Source organism: Salicibibacter halophilus (assembly GCF_006740705.1).
Lineage (GTDB): Bacteria > Bacillota > Bacilli > Bacillales > Marinococcaceae > Salicibibacter > Salicibibacter halophilus.
On sequence record NZ_CP035485.1, the window covers coordinates 1379694 to 1399798 of the forward strand.

General features: G+C 40.3%; 20 protein-coding genes and 1 pseudogene. 4 read left to right on the plus strand and 17 right to left on the minus strand.

Annotation, left to right across the window (positions count from 1 at the left end):
- Nucleotides 1–4 precede the first annotated feature (4 nt).
- Entirely contained in the window at nucleotides 5–799 is a 795-nt protein-coding gene (locus EPH95_RS06760; protein WP_142088475.1) for a VLRF1 family aeRF1-type release factor, read from the minus strand.
- A 124-nt stretch (nucleotides 800–923) separates the two neighbouring features.
- On the minus strand, nucleotides 924–1274 hold the full coding sequence (locus tag EPH95_RS06765) for a YflT domain-containing protein (protein ID WP_142088477.1): 351 nt from the start codon (nucleotides 1272–1274) through the stop codon (nucleotides 924–926).
- A gap of 142 nt (nucleotides 1275–1416) precedes the next feature.
- On the opposite strand from EPH95_RS06765, the gene EPH95_RS06770 reads away from it, so the two are divergent.
- On the plus strand, nucleotides 1417–1557 hold the full coding sequence (locus EPH95_RS06770; RefSeq protein WP_142088481.1) for a lmo0937 family membrane protein: 141 nt from the start codon (nucleotides 1417–1419) through the stop codon (nucleotides 1555–1557).
- 265 nt (nucleotides 1558–1822) lie between these two features.
- Here the strand turns inward: EPH95_RS06770 and EPH95_RS06775 are convergent, their stop codons facing one another.
- The 3 genes from EPH95_RS06775 to EPH95_RS06780 all read right to left on the minus strand — a co-directional run bounded on the left by EPH95_RS06775 (nucleotide 1823) and on the right by EPH95_RS06780 (nucleotide 3879).
- Entirely contained in the window at nucleotides 1823–2884 is a 1062-nt protein-coding gene (locus tag EPH95_RS06775; protein WP_227004081.1) for a zinc-binding dehydrogenase, read from the minus strand.
- Nucleotides 2885–3031: 147 nt separating this feature from the next.
- On the minus strand, nucleotides 3032–3181 hold the full coding sequence (locus tag EPH95_RS18730; protein ID WP_160141628.1) for a hypothetical protein: 150 nt from the start codon (nucleotides 3179–3181) through the stop codon (nucleotides 3032–3034).
- Between the two features lie 149 nt (nucleotides 3182–3330).
- Nucleotides 3331–3879: a DUF421 domain-containing protein gene (locus EPH95_RS06780; protein ID WP_142088482.1), complete on the minus strand. Its 549-nt coding sequence runs from the start codon at nucleotides 3877–3879 to the stop codon at nucleotides 3331–3333.
- Between the two features lie 215 nt (nucleotides 3880–4094).
- Here EPH95_RS06780 and EPH95_RS18735 point away from each other — a divergent pair, with 215 nt between their 5' ends.
- A complete protein-coding gene (locus tag EPH95_RS18735; protein ID WP_160141666.1) occupies nucleotides 4095–4271 on the plus strand; it encodes a hypothetical protein in 177 nt (58 codons plus the stop codon).
- Nucleotides 4272–4738: 467 nt separating this feature from the next.
- Here EPH95_RS18735 and EPH95_RS06785 read toward each other — a convergent pair whose 3' ends face one another.
- The 12 genes and pseudogenes from EPH95_RS06785 to EPH95_RS06840 form a co-directional block, all read right to left on the minus strand.
- Entirely contained in the window at nucleotides 4739–5578 is an 840-nt protein-coding gene (locus EPH95_RS06785; RefSeq protein ID WP_142088484.1) for a malate synthase, read from the minus strand.
- Between the two features lie 514 nt (nucleotides 5579–6092).
- Nucleotides 6093–7115, minus strand: coding sequence for a DUF3231 family protein (locus tag EPH95_RS06790; protein WP_142088485.1), 1023 nt, complete (start codon nucleotides 7113–7115; stop codon nucleotides 6093–6095).
- 241 nt (nucleotides 7116–7356) lie between these two features.
- Entirely contained in the window at nucleotides 7357–8520 is a 1164-nt protein-coding gene (locus tag EPH95_RS06795) for an MFS transporter (protein ID WP_142088487.1), read from the minus strand.
- A gap of 162 nt (nucleotides 8521–8682) precedes the next feature.
- On the minus strand, nucleotides 8683–9237 hold the full coding sequence (locus EPH95_RS06800) for a TetR/AcrR family transcriptional regulator (RefSeq protein WP_142088489.1): 555 nt from the start codon (nucleotides 9235–9237) through the stop codon (nucleotides 8683–8685).
- A gap of 153 nt (nucleotides 9238–9390) precedes the next feature.
- Nucleotides 9391–10968, minus strand: coding sequence for a flotillin family protein (locus tag EPH95_RS06805; RefSeq protein WP_142088491.1), 1578 nt, complete (start codon nucleotides 10966–10968; stop codon nucleotides 9391–9393).
- Nucleotides 10969–11193: 225 nt separating this feature from the next.
- Entirely contained in the window at nucleotides 11194–11379 is a 186-nt protein-coding gene (locus EPH95_RS06810; RefSeq protein ID WP_142088494.1) for a PspC domain-containing protein, read from the minus strand.
- 200 nt (nucleotides 11380–11579) lie between these two features.
- On the minus strand, nucleotides 11580–12449 hold the full coding sequence (locus tag EPH95_RS06815; protein ID WP_142088496.1) for a DUF368 domain-containing protein: 870 nt from the start codon (nucleotides 12447–12449) through the stop codon (nucleotides 11580–11582).
- A 59-nt stretch (nucleotides 12450–12508) separates the two neighbouring features.
- Nucleotides 12509–13148: pseudogene (locus tag EPH95_RS06820) on the minus strand (class I SAM-dependent methyltransferase).
- Nucleotides 13149–13262: 114 nt separating this feature from the next.
- Nucleotides 13263–13784 carry a DinB family protein gene (locus EPH95_RS06825; protein WP_142088498.1) on the minus strand — a complete coding sequence of 174 codons (522 nt, stop codon included), beginning with the start codon at nucleotides 13782–13784 and terminating at the stop codon, nucleotides 13263–13265.
- 18 nt (nucleotides 13785–13802) lie between these two features.
- A complete protein-coding gene (locus EPH95_RS06830) occupies nucleotides 13803–14411 on the minus strand; it encodes a transglutaminase-like domain-containing protein (protein ID WP_142088500.1) in 609 nt (202 codons plus the stop codon).
- 182 nt (nucleotides 14412–14593) lie between these two features.
- On the minus strand, nucleotides 14594–15415 hold the full coding sequence (locus EPH95_RS06835) for a tubby C-terminal domain-like protein (RefSeq protein ID WP_142088502.1): 822 nt from the start codon (nucleotides 15413–15415) through the stop codon (nucleotides 14594–14596).
- Nucleotides 15416–15559: 144 nt separating this feature from the next.
- Complete coding sequence (locus EPH95_RS06840; protein WP_142088504.1) at nucleotides 15560–15940, minus strand: hypothetical protein; 381 nt, start codon at nucleotides 15938–15940, stop codon at nucleotides 15560–15562.
- Between the two features lie 1724 nt (nucleotides 15941–17664).
- On the opposite strand from EPH95_RS06840, the gene EPH95_RS06845 reads away from it, so the two are divergent.
- Entirely contained in the window at nucleotides 17665–19026 is a 1362-nt protein-coding gene (locus tag EPH95_RS06845) for a cytochrome ubiquinol oxidase subunit I (protein WP_142088507.1), read from the plus strand.
- The gene (locus EPH95_RS06850) at nucleotides 19023–20036 is read left to right on the plus strand and encodes a cytochrome d ubiquinol oxidase subunit II (protein ID WP_142088509.1); all 1014 of its coding nucleotides are present in this window, start codon (nucleotides 19023–19025) and stop codon (nucleotides 20034–20036) included. Before EPH95_RS06845 ends, EPH95_RS06850 begins: the two co-directional genes overlap by 4 nt.
- The last annotated feature ends 69 nt before the right edge of the window (nucleotides 20037–20105 follow it).

Here is a 20105-nt window from a genome sequence, read left to right on the forward strand (position 1 = left end):
ATATTTACCTAATTTTGTCATTATACACTTCGTTGAGAATTTCATGGCTGGGCTTGGATCCCAAGTTCTTCGTAATCGTTCCTTTCAGGTGCGTTTGGTCCAAGTGCTGCCCAAGATCTCCGGTTGCTGATTTACTGCCCACAAGATATACGCCATCTAAATTACGGTTTTTTATCTCTTTGGTTAAAAGCGAAGCCAAACTCTTATACCAACGATGCTTGTTTTCTTCGAAGCGGCGTTGAAAATCATCGTGGCTTGTGTCCGTTGCCGAAGGCGGCGAAGGGTCCTGATAATCCACCCAGTCTTCTTTCTTTAAGTCCCACGTGAATGTCTTCTCATCACGTATTTCACCGAGCGCTGCTTCTATGAAGGTGACGTCTCTCTGCTGCGTCACGATAATACCCGTTTCCGGATATTCATCTTTCAGTTGTTCCAATTGCTCAGTTTCTGCTTGTTTTTCCCAATGAAAGGAAGTTTCCACAGGAGCTTGGAGTACTTTCACTTTCCATAACTCCCCATCTGCTGAAGCCATAATGACGAAACTTTTTTGCATATCCTTTTGCTTGTCATAAATATGGGTATGAGCTTTTTCCAAAAGATTTTTTAGTGCTTTCTTTTCTTCTTTGTTTTCGCTGTTTTTGGCATAATCCTCCAAGTGGTTCATGCCATTTTTAAGACGGATTTTCCACTCCCCGCGCGTTTGGCTTTGGTCACTGATATCGGTGCTTAAATAAATCGTAAGAACGCCAATATCATCTTTTTTCTCTTTAATTTTTTGGATCTCTTTTGAGATGGTCATAGCGATTTTCTTCTCTCCTTCCTACGTTTGCTCTGAAAATTCATCAGAAACAAAAGTACTGCCGGAAAACACCTTCCCATCCATTTCTTATTTCAAACATAAAAACGAGGGCTTCTTCCCTCGTTTATGATTTAATGCTGACGCCTTCCGGGGCTTCCGTTACCGCAACGATGACTTCCCCTTTATCCAGTTGGCTTTCCAAATGTTCTGCTTCCTCTTCTGTAAAACCAAGCTCTTGCAATTTGGCTCTCAGTTCATCTCCTTTATTGCGAAAGATGTTTTTGATGGAAACCCCAAACCCTGTTTCATCTATGCCTACAGTATTGGCATCTGTCCGGTCTGCAACTCTATCCGTATGGCCATCATCATGTGTGATCACGTAAATATTGTCCGTATTTACTTCCATTTTTAATTTCTCTATAGCGCGCACCGCTTCATCATCGCTCATAAACTCTTTAAACATAGGTTTTTGCATCTCTACTCCTCCTTTTGTTGATTGATTATTGGTTGTGTACCCTTTTCCAAAATGGATCTAAACACCTTATTCCATGGTTAAACACTCGAAAAATGGGGAAACTGGTTTCTAGATCATTACTTTATCCTGGAGGTTAAGCTGTATGCTTTGGACAATAATCATCGTCATTTTAGTTTTGTGGCTCCTGGGCTTTATCGGCGACATAGGGGGCGGACTTGTCCACCTTTTGCTTATTGTGGCCCTCATCGTATTTATTTTCCAACTGATTACGGGGCGAAGATAGCAGAGTGACTCTCCCCATTCTTCCGCCAGCCATTGGTCGGCGGTTTTTAATATTTAGCATTAGACATTTTCACGTTTTTATGCCCTTAATGGGCTATCTTTAAGCGTGTTTAGGGCTCTATATAAAAAAAGATCCTCTTCCGGGGAAGAGGATCCAATTAAAAAGGGGGTCAATTAACTTATATTTACAGTAACACAAACTGCTAAATTTTGACAAGTGTTTTTTTGTTTTTTGTCAAATGACAGTTGCAAAATAAACGTGAGTGTTATGAACCAATGGATGGCAGGACAACAATCTTGCCCACATGCTTTCGTTGTTGAAAAAAGCGCTGTGCTTCATGGATTTTGCTCAACGGAAAAGTCTCAGCAACACGGGGGCTAATCTTACCAGAATTAGCTTCAACAACCAACTTCCGAAAGTGAGCTGGCGTATGCATGGACGACCCGATGAACCTTCGATTTTGCAGATAGAGCCGGCGTAAGTCGAATGTCACAATAGGACCACCAACAGCCCCTGCAATAACCCATCGTCCACCTTCCCGGAGAAGCGGTAAAACGCTGGCTACAGTTTCCCCACCCACAACGTCAGCAACTATGTCCAAGCCTCGGGGTGCCACCTCCAAAATATTTTTCTCAACATCGGTGGAATCACGGTCAACAACATAAGTTGCACCAGCTTCAGTGACTTTCTCAGCTTTACCCGAGCTGGTTAGAGCTATGACTGTAGCATCTCGTGCCGCTGCAAGCTGTACCAACGCTAATCCAACACCACCAGACGCACCCGTGATTAAGACGGTTTCCCCATGCCCGAATGCCGCACGCTCAAACATTCCCAGGGCCGTTCCGTAAGCTGTGGGCAAGCACGCTAATTGTTCATCTATCAAGGGAGAGTTGCTCACGTCATGTGCACGCTCGTCGTCTACCAAAACGTATTCGGCAAATCCGCCGTGTCTTTCGCTACCTAATAGACCAATCGGATTGGCGTCATCACTTGCTTCATCGTAAAAGGCGGGGTCCACTAAAACACGCTTCCCTAATCGCTGGGCATCAACTCCATTGCCAACATTGCAAATGTAGCCGACCATATCGGCGCCCTGAATTCGCGGAAACTCTATCGACCCCCGCCAACCAGCTTTCGCATCAGGGTCTCCCGGAAGCCCGTAAGCACCTTCCCGTGTCCAAATATCCGTATTATTGACAGATGCGGCGGTTACACGTACCAACACTTGACCTGCCTGCACATCTGGAACAGGCACATCATCACGCAATTGTAAGAAGTCCGGTCCGCCAAATGCAGTAAGCACTGCCGCTGTCATAACATGACTCATCGCAAACGCTCCCTTTCATTTATTTATCCATCATGAATCCCCTCACCATTCTAGAATATGGTCCCTGAAAAGGAAAACGGACGCTAGCCTTTTCAGTCTAAGCGTCCTTTGTTGTACAGAGAAAGTCAAGTTCTTTCGATAACTTGTTTAATTAGAGGCTGCTGAACAACTTGATCGCAAGGGCGGGATGTCGCTTCCATGGCTTCGCTTTCCGCGGACGAACGGCCAAGCCTCCTCGCGCAAGATCAGCGCTGCGGGGTCTTGGCTCGTCCGTTTTTCCGCTGGAGTCTTCGCCATTGCAGCGCCATCCCTCGCATGTTGATCATAAGGTGCAAAGGTTTAGCCGTGAGCGGCCATTTTTCCTTGCATTTCTCTTGCTACACATCAGGGGAAACCCCTTGCAACAAAAAGAATTTTTTCGTTTCAGCAAACCCTAATTACGCGGGCTAATCTTTATCTGATAACTCATCAAAAATATTCTGTGTCTCCTGCTGATTTGCATCCACGTTCTGATCGATCCGCAAAAGCTGCTTGAAGTCTTTTACTGTCAAGGGCCTTGCATCCGGAAAAAGTTCATACCCTAACTGCCCATTTGGTTCTAACGTGGCCGTCTTCACATCTGATAACGTTGTGATGCCTTGTTGTCGTAACTGAATCTCAAGTTGGTCAACAGTATAACGCAGTTTCCTTAAGTTCTCCGTATGCGGGACCCCGTTTTCAATAACTACCTTTGATTTACCAGTAATCAATTTTTCAAAAAAATTAAATTTGATCTGTACATATTCCATAATAATTAATGCGATGATGAAAATGCCAGCTCCTATGATAGCGTCCCAAAGACTTGTTTCCACAATGGGTTCGATAATGATTGAACCGATGGAGATCATCACAACCGTTTGTGCCATTGTCATTTGTGAAATCGACTTTCGTCCCGCTATTCGGAGTAGCAACACCCCCGAGATGACCATTACGATCGATTGCCATGCTGTTTCCATAATATCCTCCCGTGATCGTTCATCATACATAGTTTTGCTTGGATATCGATGGATTATACCAGCCATATATTAAGTGTCGTTGGTTTATTGAAAGGCATTTTGTTTTCAGAGACTTTTCAAAGCTAAAGCTTTTTTAAAAGAGGTGATCAGGATATAATGAAAACAGGAAACAATATCGAAAGCAGGGATTTTTATTGAATATAGGAATTATAATAATGATACTGCTGGGTGCCGGTTTGATCATAGGTATTACACTTGCCATCGGCCGAAATCCCGATGATAATAATTACAGCAGTGAATCGAGTTTCAAACTAATGACCATTATGTATACGATTGTCGTCCCGATTGTCTTAGTCGTTGCCGTCGTAGTGCTCGCTTTTATGTTTATATAGAGGCTGCTGAACAACTTGTTGATATCAGGAGAAGGCGGGATGTCGCTTTGATGGCTTCGCTTGCCGCGGACGAACGGCCAAGCCTCCTCGTGCAAAACCGGCACTGCGGGGTCTTGGCTCGTCCGTTTTTCCACAGGCGTCTCCGCCATTACAGCGCCATCCCTTCCGTTTTGACGGCAAGATACAAGGGTTTAGCGGGGTAGGAGTCCCTTTTACTTGAATCTTCTTGCTACAAATTGGTGGGGATCGCTTGCGACAGAAAGCGTTTTTCATTGTTCAGCAGACCCTATATAGTGTCCGTTACTCCTTTAGTTTTCACTTCTCTCTTGACTGTTACTTCAGCACGTGATCCGCTTCAAAACACCTAAAGCGCGGCTCATACCATAAAAATCGATAAACGCAACAAGGGACGGTTCTCATGCTTAACGACGAAGCATATGAACCGTCCCTATAAGGTGATCTGATTACTATTGTTTTAAAGCTCCGTTCGGCTCTGGGATGTCATCCATGTCAACGGCATTCATTTTACAGAAATATTTCAGGAAGCTTTCAGCTTCTTTGATTTCATCTTCAGCCGTTTTTAATGCAATGATATCCTTTAAAATTTGAACGGTCCAAACATTATCAAAATAACGATATTTACCAGAGTTCCATGTCATTCGATGAGAATAGTTCTTATCGATATAATAATTCCAGAAAAGCATTTTCTCAGCTTCTTGATCCGTGAGTTCAATTCTAAACTGCGCATGAGCCGGGACCATTCCATCCTCGCTAAGCGTACCGGTAAACGTTTCATTTACCATATAGAGGCCGAGAATTTGTCTTTCTGTTTCTGGTTTTTCCGACGTTCTTGCAGTCAGAAGACTTGCGCTGTTCGGGCGCAATCGAGCTGGTCTGTTAGGCTCACCTTTATTTTTTCCACTTTGAACCTTGCCGGCAGACACTTGCCAGTCGGTAAATACATTTTGTTGTTCTTCTTCGTCCAACCAGAAAACAATTTGTGAGCTTTCATGCACTTTATAGTTCTTCAGTTTTTTCCTACGTTGTTGTTCAAGTGCTTGCCGCTCTTTTTCTTCTTCACGTTTCTTTTCAAGCTCTTTCTTTTCCGTCTCCCTTTTGGAAATGACTTTCTTCAGAGACTTTGCAGTATCCCGATCCTTTAGTGTTATAAATTTTCCGAAAGCATCAGGGTAAACGAATTTTTTTTCACCCTCATTGAAATTAATCGTGATGGAAGATTCGTTCTGATCCACGATATCTCCTTCACCAAAGGTTTTATGAGTTATTTCTTCATTAATTAAATTCATTAATCCACTCTCCTTGTGTATTATAGCTATCTAACCAGCCCGCCCTCAATAAAATCATTTAACCGACTCGAACGACAACAAGTTCCCAATTAACAAAACAGAACGAATTTTCTTTTTAGAAAAAATTGTGCACAGCCATCGAATGTCATCTCGAAATCATTGTAATTATATGGTATCATATAATCTGATTTAATGCAAATTAACCATTGACATAAACAACTTTTTTATTGTATAATTTTTTGTTATCCTCAATTATATTTCACCAAATCCTTCGACCGTTGGTGTTAATTTTTTTAGTAAAAAAATCCCCTGGCACTGCCAAGGGGTTGAACAAGAAGAAATAATATGAGCTGTCTTATGGGCATCACGCAATAACGCTACATGAAAAAACCGTCACTCCCTGTACGCGCATTAATTAAGGTAACACCCAACGCTTTCCAACTCCGTTAAGTCAGGCAAGAAGACTCCGATAAAAAATGGAAGGAATGGGGCTTCCCACTCAGATCTTCTACTATTATTTTTTGCTTTGTCCCTTTGCTAATTGTGTTCTGTCCTCTGCTTGCGGGGGTTCTTCCATCCATCCATTATCGACCATCACCTGCCCGCTATCTTTAGCGAAAGTGAATATGTCCGTTGCGGTTTTCGCCAATTTCGCAGGTAAATCGCTTCGTAAACTAAAGGCGGAACCAATGGCATTACTCGTCAGACCAAAATTGGCAAATACGCTGGTTTGATACATCATCATTTTGTCTGAAAATGGCGCATTGGTCGAATCTGTTGCTATGCCTGCCCACACAGAAGGGGTGTGCACATCACTTTCACGCAAAAGGTCACTTAATTTATCAACGATTTGTTTCGCAAGATTCTTCCCATCAAAGAAAACTTTTCCAGCGTCTTTATTTTGTGCTGCTTGGGCAAATCCGGTCATAAGTGTCATCCCTACTGAGTTTGCCTCTAATGATTGATAAAGATGGCCAATTTCAACTGCATTTAAAGGTCTTTTTCGGGATAACATATTAAATCCTGACATATATTGTTTATTTTTTACAAATTCAATATCTTTTGGCATTGATATATAAGGGGGACGAGGGATCGCTGCATGCTTTAGCAGAAAACCTGTTGTTTGGTCATAACCCTCTTGCGCATCAGCCGTAAAATCCTTATACAATTTTCTTATGTCTTCCCGATAAGCCATGGATGAATGTACAGTGAACAGCCCCATATTAATGATTGTGATCAAGCGCAAGTGCATAACATCAAACATTTCATCGAATAGACGAGGAGCTCCCGGTTCTACGTCTTTCTCAGTATAGCCTACCGGCAACGCAGCTCCCTCTTTCTGAAATATTTTTGCCAATGTTTCTACATGTTTCCTTTCCTTCTTGTAATAGGACTTTAAAATGTCTTTGGCTTCACGGTTTTCCGCTTTTTCAATGTAATGTTCCAAAAACCTCATGTTCATCGTCTTATTTTCATAGCCCATCCATAACGTTCCTAATTCTGCCGCTGAAAGGGACAGGTGGTCTGAAGTGGTCATGTTTCATCCTCCTACATTCAACTGCTTTGAACTTTATCTTTCCCCAAATTTAATTACTATATGAGGATTTGTATAAATTCTTCAAAAAACCAAAGATTAAAAATAACCAAAATAAGGACTCCACCTTATACAAGATAAGCCGCCCTAAAAGTCTAGATAGTGCCATTCGCTTTAACGACGGCATCTATGGTAAGAAACGGTCCGGACACGTCCTCCTGAACGATGCGCATATCCGCTGCCTCTATTGATCATCCTTTTTTAAGGTACTATTTTTGATCTCTTTTGGCCCAAGAACCATCGCCACAATACCAATGAAACCGTAAATAGCGAATGTAAACGTATATCCGCTGAGATCAATAAACATTCCTGCTAATATGGATCCGATGACTTGCCCGACAGCCAAGAGTAAAAAAGGTGTACCGATCCCTAAAGAAGCATTGGAAATAAACACCCTTATTCCCCAAACCATCAACACCCCTGTAATAAAGATATAGGAAACTCCAAACAAAGCAGCTGAAAGATAGGACACAACCCATTGTTCCGGGAGCCAAGCAAGCAATAAAGAAGCCGTTCCAATGATGAGGCTCCCCCACTTATAAGCCAAGGGAAGGCCAAAGCGTTGGATGAGCGATCCGGAGAAGCCGCCTAATATCCCAAAAACACCGATGATGATCCAAAACAGCGAGAGCTGCGAGTCGCTATAAGCGTTCGTCGATGCAAGAAAATCGATCGCGAACGTCCAAAAAGTTGCCGTGGATATTCCGAGCGTCGTCGAGCAAACGATTAAAGGGATGGCTCCTTCCACGCCTCTGAAAGAAAACTGCCCCCGCTCAAAAGTCACGCGAGGCCTATCTCCGAGCTGAGGGATCACCTTTGCATTCCATATGAGTACAACAAGCGCAATAAGCGCATAGATAACATAGGTTAATCGCCACTCTGATGCAAATAGAAGCGCGCCTGCGCCTGACAAAGCAAGACCGATGCTGGTCCCGGCATTAATCCACGTATTGGCTTTTCCTTGTTTTTTTTCTTCCATCCAAAGTGAAATTGCTGCACCGTACGACGGCGACACAAGACCTGTGCTCCCTCCGGCAAACAGAACCCCTAATGCTAAAATCCACACATTGGGCGATGCTCCCATGATTAATAATCCAATGAAGGCGGAGGCTCCGGCAGCGAGAATCATGATACGTGGTCCCTTATCGGTCGTTAAAACAACTGTAGAGTAAACAATGGCAAAACAATAAGCGATATAGAAAAGCGAGGAGATGATTCCAGACATCGATGAGGACATTTCCAAGTCTTGGCTAATATTAGGAAGCAACAACCCATAGCTAAATCTTGCAAACCCATAACTGACAGCAATCATTGTAATTCCCGGAAGAACCAATCTGGAAAATTTCAAGCTATCCCTCCACCAATCGTTAATATATAGAACGATCTTTATATTTATGGTGTGAAAAAATTACGATGACAGTTAAAGATGCTCCTCTATGCCATCGCATATACATGCACTAGCGTATGAGATCAAGCTTTTCAGCACATTTAAACCTATTGTTTAAAAAAATTACGATGACGGATAAACAATCTTCTTTGCCAATTCCATCGCATAATCCGTCGCTTTTTCTGCCCCAATCAATGTTGTCATCGATGTTGTTCCTTCAAGCAGCAGTGTAAAATAATGGGCTAAATCACTAGGGTTGTCTTCGTCAATCCGTTTGGCCAGCGTTTGAAAATAGCTTAACAGTCTTGACTTGTGCGAACGAGCGATATTTTCAATATTATTATTGGCACCCGCATAATCTTCAATCGCCCTTAAAAACATATCCCCTTGATAAGACTCTTCTTCCAGCCATTTTCCGTGGGCTCTGACGGCATGAAGAAAGGGTGTATCGTTCTCTTCTTGGATAAAATTATCCAAGTACGACCAATATCTTTCTTCCCTTTGCTTTAAAACCTCCTCAACTAAATGTTCTTTAGATGTAAAATGGTTATAAAGCGTCATCGTTGCTACATCTGCTTCACGAATAATTTGCTTAAGACCAACACCCCGAAATCCATGTTCATAAAATAGTCTTTCTGCCACATTCAAGAGTGCCTTCTTTTTTATTGATTTATTCATAACCATCACCTTTATATAGAACGATCTTTATATCTAAAATAACATCTCTCCTTTTTATGATCAATGGATCTATGTCCAGGGGCATCTGCTTTTCCCCTTCCCTTTGCGACACATCAAAAACCCCCGCTTATCCTCAAGCAGGGGTTGCCACTATTATTCCTTCTCACCTTCAGGATTTTCGTCTTCCATTGATGACGATTCATCGACGTCTTGCTCATCGACAGGTTCTTCTGTATCCAGCTCTTCGATGTCGGAGTCTGGTCCCGATTCAACGTCTTCTTTCGATCCTTCAGCAGCTGCAGCTTCGGCTGCCGAATGGGCAAAATCGTGGACATTCCCTCTGGAAACGTAACTTTCAAGCATCGCTTTCAGGTCCATCCCAGTTGCTTCTTTCAAACTATCTTGAATACCAAGCATGGTTTTCGTTACGTTGTTTGAGATTTTACCTGTACCCTCTGACTCGGAACCTCCCATATCGACCACTTTCATTTCCTGAATTTGGCTCAATGGAGAAGCGACTTCTTTTGCAAATTCGGGCAATACATTAATAAACATTTCCATGATTGCTGCTTCGCCGTATTTATCCATTGCTTCTGCCATCAATTCTTTGGATTCTGCTTCGGCACGTCCTTTCTCCCGAATAACATCAGCTTGTGCAAGGCCTTCCGCTTTCTCAATAGAAGCTCTCGCTTCCCCGTCCACGCGGAATTTTTCTGCTTCGGCTTCAGCTTGCGCTTTAATATCATAGGCGTTCGCATCAGCTTCGGCCTTTCGCCGCTTTTGTTCTTCTTGTTCAAGGTTTACCTGACGATTACGCTCTATATACTGGATTTCCATTTCTTCTTCTTTCACTTCTTGTTTCAACCTTGCTTGCTCCAGTTCATATGATTGCTCTGATTTTGCACGTGCCCGTTCGGTTTCTTCTTTAATTTGAGCCTGCCTGACATCTTTTTCCTTTTTGGAATCAGCAATAGTAGTCAAACGAATGTTTTCCTCATCCTGAGCTTCCTGATCATTTTTCGCTTGGTACATTCTTGTTTCTTTTTCCGCATCCGATTCTGCCATATCGGCTTTTTTGCGAATTTCCGCTATACGGGGCCGACCTAAATTCTCTAAATAGCCATTCTCTTCATCGGCATCTCGAAGATCGTCCAAACCGAAAGACGTAATCTTAAAACCCATGTTGTCAAGCTCTACCTGAGCAATATCCTGAACCTGATGGGCAAAAGATTCACGGTCATTATTAATCGCTTCTACTGATAATTTCGAAAGAATCGCACGTAAATTGGTGCCAAGCACTTTTGACACTTCTTCTTCGATGTCACTTTCTTTTTTTCCTAAAAATTGCTCGGCATAGTTCGCAATACCATCTAATTTGTCGGCAATTTTTATCGTGGCAATGGCATCAGCAACAACGGGCACCCCTTGATAAGTGTATACTTTCGGTGTCGTTAACTGGATTTGAAAAGCATTCAGATCCACCGGTGTGCTGGTTTGAAACAGACGTAAATACACTCCGCCGCCACGAATGATCTTCATACTTCTGCCATTTTCATCATGAAAAATCCGATTGTCCTCTTCAGGATTGCCTAAATTCGGACCGGTAATGATCAGTGCTTCGTTGGACCTAGCGGTTTTATAACGCCTACGAATAAAAATGATTCCGATTACAAGTAAAATCGGTATAAAAATGATCCCCGCTGCAATGATAATGAAAATAGCTGTGTTCATAACATCCCTCTCTTTAATGGAAAAAAATACGATTTATACAATTATAGCTTATGAATAGCTTGTATGCCAATGTACCCGACCCATTAATTTGTAATATTTTCCTGTCCGCCCTTTTGAAAAAGGGTAGGGTTGCATACTCCTTATTCCACATAGGCGACGCTTTAGTTAAGAGTGTTTAAAAAGCATTATTGGGATAGGCGGCGTTACAACATACTATAATCTCCATCACAATGATGGTCGGCCATCATTAGGAATCGTGAAAACAAGGAGTATATAGATAAGTAGATTTGCAGGTAAAAAGATAAAAATTAGTCTTACTCCCAAAGAGGATATACCAAAATAATCAGCAACCCCTCCACAAACTCCTGTTATGGCCTTATCTGTTGATGATTTCCTTAATTTCTTATCCAATGTAACTCCTCCTTAACAGAAAAACATTTGCTCCACCTCTATATCCTTATCACACCTCGCCATAAAGATAAAATGAAAAAGACCCAACTCAGACTAACTGCTTTTTTTCATTTGTAAATATGCTCATGCTAACTCCAGCAAGGAAAAAGCCCATTTTCATTATAATGTTATAGATCGCCATGAGAATCCCCTACCCTTAATTATTCCGGAAAATCGCCCTTTTCCTCAACATCGGTCTCTGATTTTTGTTTGCTGCTTACAGTAAGTGCAAAGAAAAAACCAATCAATAGTAGCAATAAGCTTATAATTAATTCTGTAAGTTGTGCTGGAAAACCTGGATATAAGATAACTATTGATCCACACAGTAATCCAATTATAGCTGCATACGTGCTTCGCCGATATTTTTGAAGCATGAAACGTACAAGTTTTCCCGTAATCAAAATCCCAATAATAACTCCTGCAACGACAGTTAGTATCACCGGTATATCTAATGTACGTAAAGCACTTAACGCCGTATAATAAGCTCCCACGATCATTAATATTAAAGCACCACTCATGCCCGGCAAAACTAACGCAATACTTGCAAGCCAACCAGAAAAAAATAGGTAAAAATAATCTGTAACGGTTAGATCAACAATGACTGTTTCATCAAGACTTACAACGAAACTTAAAGATGCGATTAAAAGAAAGAAAAGGGTCATTACTACAAAATGGTACTTTTTATATGAACAGTTATTTCCTTGTAACAAATGGCCACTTCTCCAAATGAACGGTAACATACCTAATATTAATCCCATAAATAAAAAATGAGTGGGTATTGGATGATTCTCTAAAAGGTATTCCACAGTAAATGCGGAAATAATTGCCCCTAACAAGATTCCAAGTACAATAGGGAATAGAAAAAGTAATGCTTTTCTATACTGTTTTGTGGTCAAATCATTGATCGATTGAATGATGTTTTCATAAATCCCTATAAGCATGGCAATCGTACTACTACTAACCCCCGGAACCGTTTCAACAATTCCCATTGCCATCCCTTTAAATATATTGAACCACTTCAACCACTTCATATATTTCTCCTTCATCGAAACACACTAAAGCCATTGTAGGTCAAAACTGTAAGTATTCCTTAAAGAAAGCTCACTGCCTTCCAAATTGTCCATCTATCCTTTTCAACTATGTTATGGTCTGTCGATATTGACTCATCAATATAGGCTATTAATAACTTCAATTCCTGATCGTCTAATTCATGTAAAATACTTCTTCCTGTTCTTTCATGCATCTCCTTTTCAGCTAACCTTGGAAAAAGTTCCAAGAAGTATCCTCTAATATGATTATTACTACCCTCTAACAAACAATCATCAGGAGTACGATCCTGAACAATATAAATTCCGTTGTCCTTCAACATTCTATATGCTTCTTTAAAACAGGGCTCTAAGTCTTTAATGTGGTGTATCAATGCTCTTTCAAGCACTAAGTTGAAACTTTCACCATCTAAACCCGTTTCAAAAGCATTACCATGCTCAAACGAAATATTTCTATATTCTTTGCAATTTTCTTTTGCACCTTCAAGAATAGCCTTGGAAAAATCGATACCAGTAACTGAATCAATTCCCATGTCTGCCAATGCCTTAGAATAGATTCCTCCGCCACATCCAACATCTAAAGCATTAAAAATATTCTCGATAGATTATTTCCATCCATGTTCTGTCAGCTTTTCGTGTTTTATAAGTATTGCGATTTCTTTTGCGATGAAAGTCAATTTCCACTTAACACCCCTCATTTTTTTAGCATATTCGCTGTTCATCTTCCACTTCAATCGCCCAAATAAGCCAATAAGGAGCTTTCAATACTTATTGCACAAATGCGCCGATAATTGAGCATTAATTTTCTCCGCTATACCATTTCCGTAGCTGATTTATGTGGGCTTGATGGTATCTGCTATGATCTGCTATATGCCATACTCCCCAACGAATTGTTGCTTGCTTTTCGTTTTCATGTCCAAAAGTGACAACCTTATCTAGATCAGTGTCAGTTAATCCTACACATTCAGATTTAAACATTTCAAATACTTGTTCATAATTCGATAAAAGTTCCTGCAGAGAGACCCCTTTAACATTTGGAAGACGATTGTTTTTATCTAAAACTGGCCCATATTTATCTTCAAAAGCATTCGGTAAAGGTTCATCCTTGATCCTGTGTACCCAATTAATATCAATATAAGCTAAATGTTTAATTAATTGACCAATGCTATTTAATTCTCCATTTGGGCCATGATAATCTAATTCTTCTTGAGACATATCTGTGGTTATTGTCTTTAATCGCTCATAATTTTCTTTAACAGCCGAATATAACATTCCTACAACCGGCGTCATATTTGAATCGCCTTTTAAATCGAACACCAGTAGATCCCCCTGATTTTACTATAGATTTTCTGGTAAATGATGCTTATACATTTCGACCGCATCGGTATGTTCTTTTAAAACGGCAAGTGTTTTTGGATGTGGTTTTGCATAAATGATTGGATAATCTTTTTCGTCATTATCTTCAACAATTTCAAAAGCTAACTGTTCTTCTTCAGTTAAAAATTGGGCATCAATACCCTTTTTGTTGCCACGAGCATCTACTCGAACCCATTTGTTAAGCGTTTTTAGAAAGATGGCATTGAGAGCGTGTATACAATAACCTTTTTCTGGTGTATCAAATAGCATTAAACGTTGATAACAAAAACCCGTTGGGATATTTTGCGAACGTAACAATGCAGCAAGTAAATGGGATTTTGCATAGCAAATCCCTTCTTTATAAGCTAAAGTATCTGAAGCGTCACATGTCACCCTGCTTCCTTGGATATCCCAGGAATGAAGAATTTCGTCTCTGACAAATTCAAATGCAATTTTAGCTTTTTCCATCTCTGTTTGAGCGTGATCAAAAAGTTCGACAGCTTTCTTTTGGATTTGAGGCTGGGAATAGTTAACTTCATGGGAATCGAGTAAATAATCGCTCATTTCCTCAGACTCACAAACCATATTCATAGTTCAACACCCTTCATTTATGTATATTTATTGTAATTTAAGTATAATTATACATAAATAATGTAACTTTTTGAAGGTTTTTCACTCCACAATTTCCCGATTCTGGCACAATTTTTATTCCATTAAAGCGCCTCGTTAACAGAAGGTCGCTTCAATAATTCTAATTTCATGAGTTGGACTTATTACCTTTTTATCCTTGAAATGATTTGCTGGTAAACTCCTGCTTTCTCTATCAAAGAAAGCTCCGAATTTTTCACGTCATGCAAGTGATGTTTTCTCCCTCTACTCTCATCCTTGCCTTTTTTCCCCATCCCGATAAAAGATCGTTCACAATGCAAAACAGGATTATTTTCTTCACCCTTTAAGTATAGTGTTGTTTTCGTTCCGAATCTCATGGTGTTTAATATATACATCTCTCCACCATTTTCATAATAACACTTAAATTCCAAGCCTCTTTTTAGCGTTTTATATCCAGGCTCCATTTTTAAAGTAGCATGTTCTTTTCCGTTCAAGAAAACTTTCCATTTCTGTCTGAGAGACTCTCTTACAGGAACCGTTTGAAGATAAATCTCTTCATTTCCATCCTGTGTTTTCATCAAGATATTACTGTAATCCATGAATCCAGTTACCGTCATAAATTTCTCGTACTTATTCCTAAAACGAACTTCAAAAACAGCCGTAGGCTCTCCGTCTTTATTAAATATCCGTACCGGGTGCTGATCAAATTGCTGCAATGGTTCTTGATATGCATATTGGTCTTCTCCAAGTTGATTTATATCTTCTCCAACATTTATCTCGTTTTTAAAGTTTTCCTGCGCTTTTTTTCTTGATCTTAAGGTATATATACGCCATATAACAAGAACGAATAATAATACAATGACCGCCCCAAATAACGCAGGATATGAATCCATTAACTCTCTATCTTGTACGTTTGCCAGAATCGGTTCAACGATAATAAATGCTATAAAAAGTACAGCTAAGGCAAGAATTCTTGCTACATTCAATGGCGAAACACCCTTTCATGGTGTCAAAAGATTTTAGCTGGGGTTAGTCTTATAAAATGACATTTCATTTGCAAAAAGACATGGCTCAAGAGTGGCGCAGACCTTATTCGATTAACGCGCCTCGTTAGTTTAATAAAAATGACGTTAATCAAGGGGTAACTGCAATTCCAATCCATATATTAAGTCTTCACTTACGTCCAAATAACGCCCTTCAACACCTAAATTCATCAATTGATTATAATAACCAATATCAAAAACGGTCTCCTCATCATTTTTGAAGAGTAATTCATAATCAGGTAACTCATAATCTAAATTCGCAGTCGTTTCAGTTCTCGCATTATCTAATTCGATTACAAGTTCTTCTATATACTCTATGTCCTCAATTATGGCAATTTGTTCATCACTATCCCATTCATAAACCTCTATACTGGAAACATTCCCACTTAGATTAAGATTATTATTCTGGCATCCAATTAAGAAAAGGGATAACAAAAGCAATAAAGAAACTGAATTAATTTTTAACATTACATTACCCACCCCTTTTCTGCCCAAAATGCCGAGCAAATTTATTCCGCTAAAGCGCCTCGATAATTAAAGGTTGTAGGTGTCTGCAATCTATCTACTTTTTTCTACAACTATCCCTTTTTGTCTTTTTCAATATACCTTTTCTTAATAAGTCGATTGAAGTACCATCTAAAGAAAGTTAAAACAAAAAACATTAACCCAAAAAAAGTACAAACATTAATACCTGCCAACCAATACCAGGGTTACTGGCGAAAGCCTGGATGATAACTACAAGTATTGCAAAAACAACGGATGATACAATGTTTGAAGTAGTGCTATTATTTTCACTTGGTTATAGCCTCCTTCCCTATCTACATATGAGCCATCTCTTGCTTCTATTTACTCCTCAATTTGGTCCGATTCAGAAGAACGAACTATTCAATTAGCACGTCTCGATCATCTAAGATTACGCATTAAATCGATCTTGATTTCCTGTTCTTATTAAACGTTATTATTAGGCCTAATATAGACAGAAGTATTGTAGCAATAAGACCAGTCCTTACAATATCATTTACTTCAATGGTTGTATCAGCTATACCATAAAAAATCGTCGCTAAAACAAACCCTAATAAAGAACCATATCTTCCCCAAAACCTTTAGATAAGACAATAATCTCCCTCCAAAAAGGAAGTTTGCGTAGAACCCTTTGTTCAACATAATGGCCCAATTCTTGAATAGTAGAATGACCCCTAGAAACCCTTTTTCGTAGGCGTTATACTATGCTTTTCTTTTATTTAATATTTCGAGCCCACCTTTGTTACAAGAGGTGAGCTCGTTACCAAGAGGACTGTAACCATAAAAGGTACAGTATCTTCAGGATAAATGAAAAAGCCGTGCTTTTAAAGATGATATTTCAAACATTGCAGAAAAGTTACGAAAAATATCTGACCCACACAGATCCAGCATCAGGGGATGTAAAGCTAAATGGGTATATTTTATGAAGCAAATGATTAAAGCTTCTTTTAAAGAACCCTATCAGCCGGATATTGGGGGTTGCGCTTGAAAAATAGGGAGTCACTCCTTCCATGTAAGCTTCTTAAGAGGACAAGGGTTGCTTTTCTAGAAATTTAAATTTACTTCCTCCAACTCGTGACAACTAACAAATGGCTCTTGGGTTCTTTGCATCCACCTTCAATGAAATTGTATCGTAACTTTTTTGTAAGGCTTCATCTTCAACCATACGAATGAGTTTGTGTCCGATTTTTTCCCTTGGTAATCTGGCATTACAGAAAGCATACTAATATAGTCCTTGAGGTACCATTTTTTCGCTATGGGCTTCATTAATGGAACATCATATTCACCGGGATAAAAGGAAACGACACCGGCTACTTGCGAGTCTTCTTCGTAAACACTGCAATACTTGTAATAAACCACACTTTCCGGAGATAGAACTAGTGCTTCCAGATTCTTAACTATTCCACTCTTTATTTGTTCATCTTCGTAATAGAAAGCTAATAATTCCCCTATTCATAAGAACGTCAAAAAAAAAGTAAGATTAATTGACAAAACGGTTTAATCGTTGTTTTCAGTCGATTATCTCTTATATATTTAAAGAAACAGCAAGTAATTCCGTTAGAGGTAGAACACCCCGAATTTCTTCCCAATTTTCTTCACGGTCACCTTGTTTTCCGCAACGTTTTATTTTTCAGCTTTTTACCACTAAGTTCTATGGGGGAGGAGAACATTTGGAACTAGATCCAGTTTTGATCAGCCGTTTGTTAACAGGTTTAACCCTCAGCTTCCATATTATATTTGCAACCATTGGTGTGGGAATCCCGTTATTCATTTCCATCGCTGAGTTTGTCGGCATTAAAAAGAATGATCCACGGTATACACTGATGGCCAAGCGTTGGACGCGAGGGTTTATCATTATAATCGCCATTGGTGTTGTAACGGGTACGGCAATTGGATTGCAGCTATCACTTGTATGGCCTAATTTCATGCAAGCAGCCGGTAATGTTATTGCACTGCCACTCTTTTTGGAAGTCTTCGCTTTCTTTTTTGAAGCGATTTTTATAGGCATTTATTTGTACACCTGGGGGAGGTTTAAAAACCCTTATCTTCATTGGTTGCTTTCATTGCCCATCGTGATTGGTGCAGGAATGTCAGCTGTGTTTATTACAACAGTGAATGGATTCATGAATCAACCGGAAGGTTTTGTGCTGGACGAAGGACAGTTTGCGGCAGTGAGTCCAATGGGAGCTATGCTTAACGCTGCCACCCCTTCCAAAGTATTTCATGTTCTCTCCTCCGCTTATTTAACAGGTGCCGCCCTTTTGGCAGCAATTGCCGCCTTTATGATACTCAAAAAGAAAGCATCCGATTCTCAAAAAAATATAACCGCCGATTACCACAAAAAAGCTTTGAAAATGTTAATGCCATTTGTTCTCGTCTTGGGTGCCGTGAACATTCTATCCGGAGACATTTCCGCAAAATTCTTAGCAGAAGATCAGCCAGAAAAGCTTGCTGCAGCCGAATGGCACTTTGAAACGGAAGAAAACGCCGATTTAATTCTGTTCGGGTGGCTGGATGACAATCAAGAGGTTCAAGGAGAAATACGTCTCCCAAGCTTTTTAAGCTTTCTTGGATTTGGTGATTTCGATGCGGAAGTGACCGGCCTGGAGGAATTTTCAGAGGCAGAAACGCCTCCGCTTGTCATCCATTATTTGTTCGATCTGATGGTAACGATCGGTTTCCTATTGCCAGCTGTAGGGATCTTGTACTTTAGTTTCTATTTCCTAAAGAAGCGTAATGAGCATAACCGTTGGATACTCAGGCTGATTGTATTGGGTGGCCCTTTAGCGTTCCTGGCCATTCAATTAGGTTGGTTCTTTGCTGAATTGGGTCGGCAACCCTGGATTATCCGAGGTTTTATGACGGTGGAAGAAGCCGCAACTTCTTCTCCTTATATCGGTCTAATGTTTCTCATGTTTCTGGCGCTTTACATCGTTCTTGGAACGTTATGTATTGTAGTTTTACGAAGACTATTCCGCAATAACCCCGCAGAACTTGAACTGGAAAAACGAGAATTGAGTGATGCGTCATGAGCTATGAATTGATTGGTATATCCATATTATGGCTATTTCTATATGGCTATTTAATCGTAGCTTCCATTGATTTCGGCGCCGGATTTTTTGCTTTTTGGTCGAAAGCAACGAAGAAGGATCACATTATAAACCAACTCATCTCCAGATATTTGTCCCCCGTATGGGAAATTACGAACGTATTTTTTGTGTTCTTTTTTGTCGGCATTGTAGGCTTTTTCCCTGATACCGCCTATTATTACGGAAGTTCCATGCTTGTTCCGGCGAGCATAGCGATTGTCTTAATTGCTATACGCGGTTCTTTCTACGCTTTTGAAAACTATGGCTCGAAAAATAGCATTGTGTATTTGTTCTTATATGGCGTAACGGGATTGTTAATTCCGGCCTCCCTGTCTGTAGCACTGACTCTATCCGAGGGCGGTTTTATTGTAGAGGAAAACGGATATGTCTCGCTTGAGTACTTTGCATTGTTCACAAGTCCATTATCATGGAGCATTGTGGCCCTTTCTATCGTGTCCGTTCTATTCATTAGCGCTACGTTCTTAACATTTTATGCTTCTCGGGCGAATGATCAACCCGCTTTGAAGTTGGTGCGTTCTTACGCTTTGTTTTGGAGCACCCCCATGATAATAGCAGCTTTAACGTCATTTATTTTTCTCAGCCAGCACAACGAGAGACATTTCCATAACATGATGGATTTATGGTGGATGCTTGGGCTCTCTGTCGGCTTTTTCTTGATCGCTCTCTGGCTCCTTTATGCCGGGAGAAATTACGGGCTTGCGTTTATTAGCGTTATGTTACAGTTCTTGTTTGCTTTCTTCGCATACGGGATCGGCCACTACCCATATATTCTGGATCCCTATATTACGATACAGGGCGGGGCAACGCATGAATCTATGGGCCTTGCACTAGTGATTGCCTTTATCGCAGGCTTATTCTTGCTCATTCCTTCTCTCGCTCTGGTATTTAAACTATTTCTTTTCGATGCAGACTATGTAAAGGGAAAAAAGTAGAAAAAGAGCATTTAGAAAGGGAAATAGCGAAATGTATCTCTTAAAAGAAAGTCTATCGCAACAAAGAAA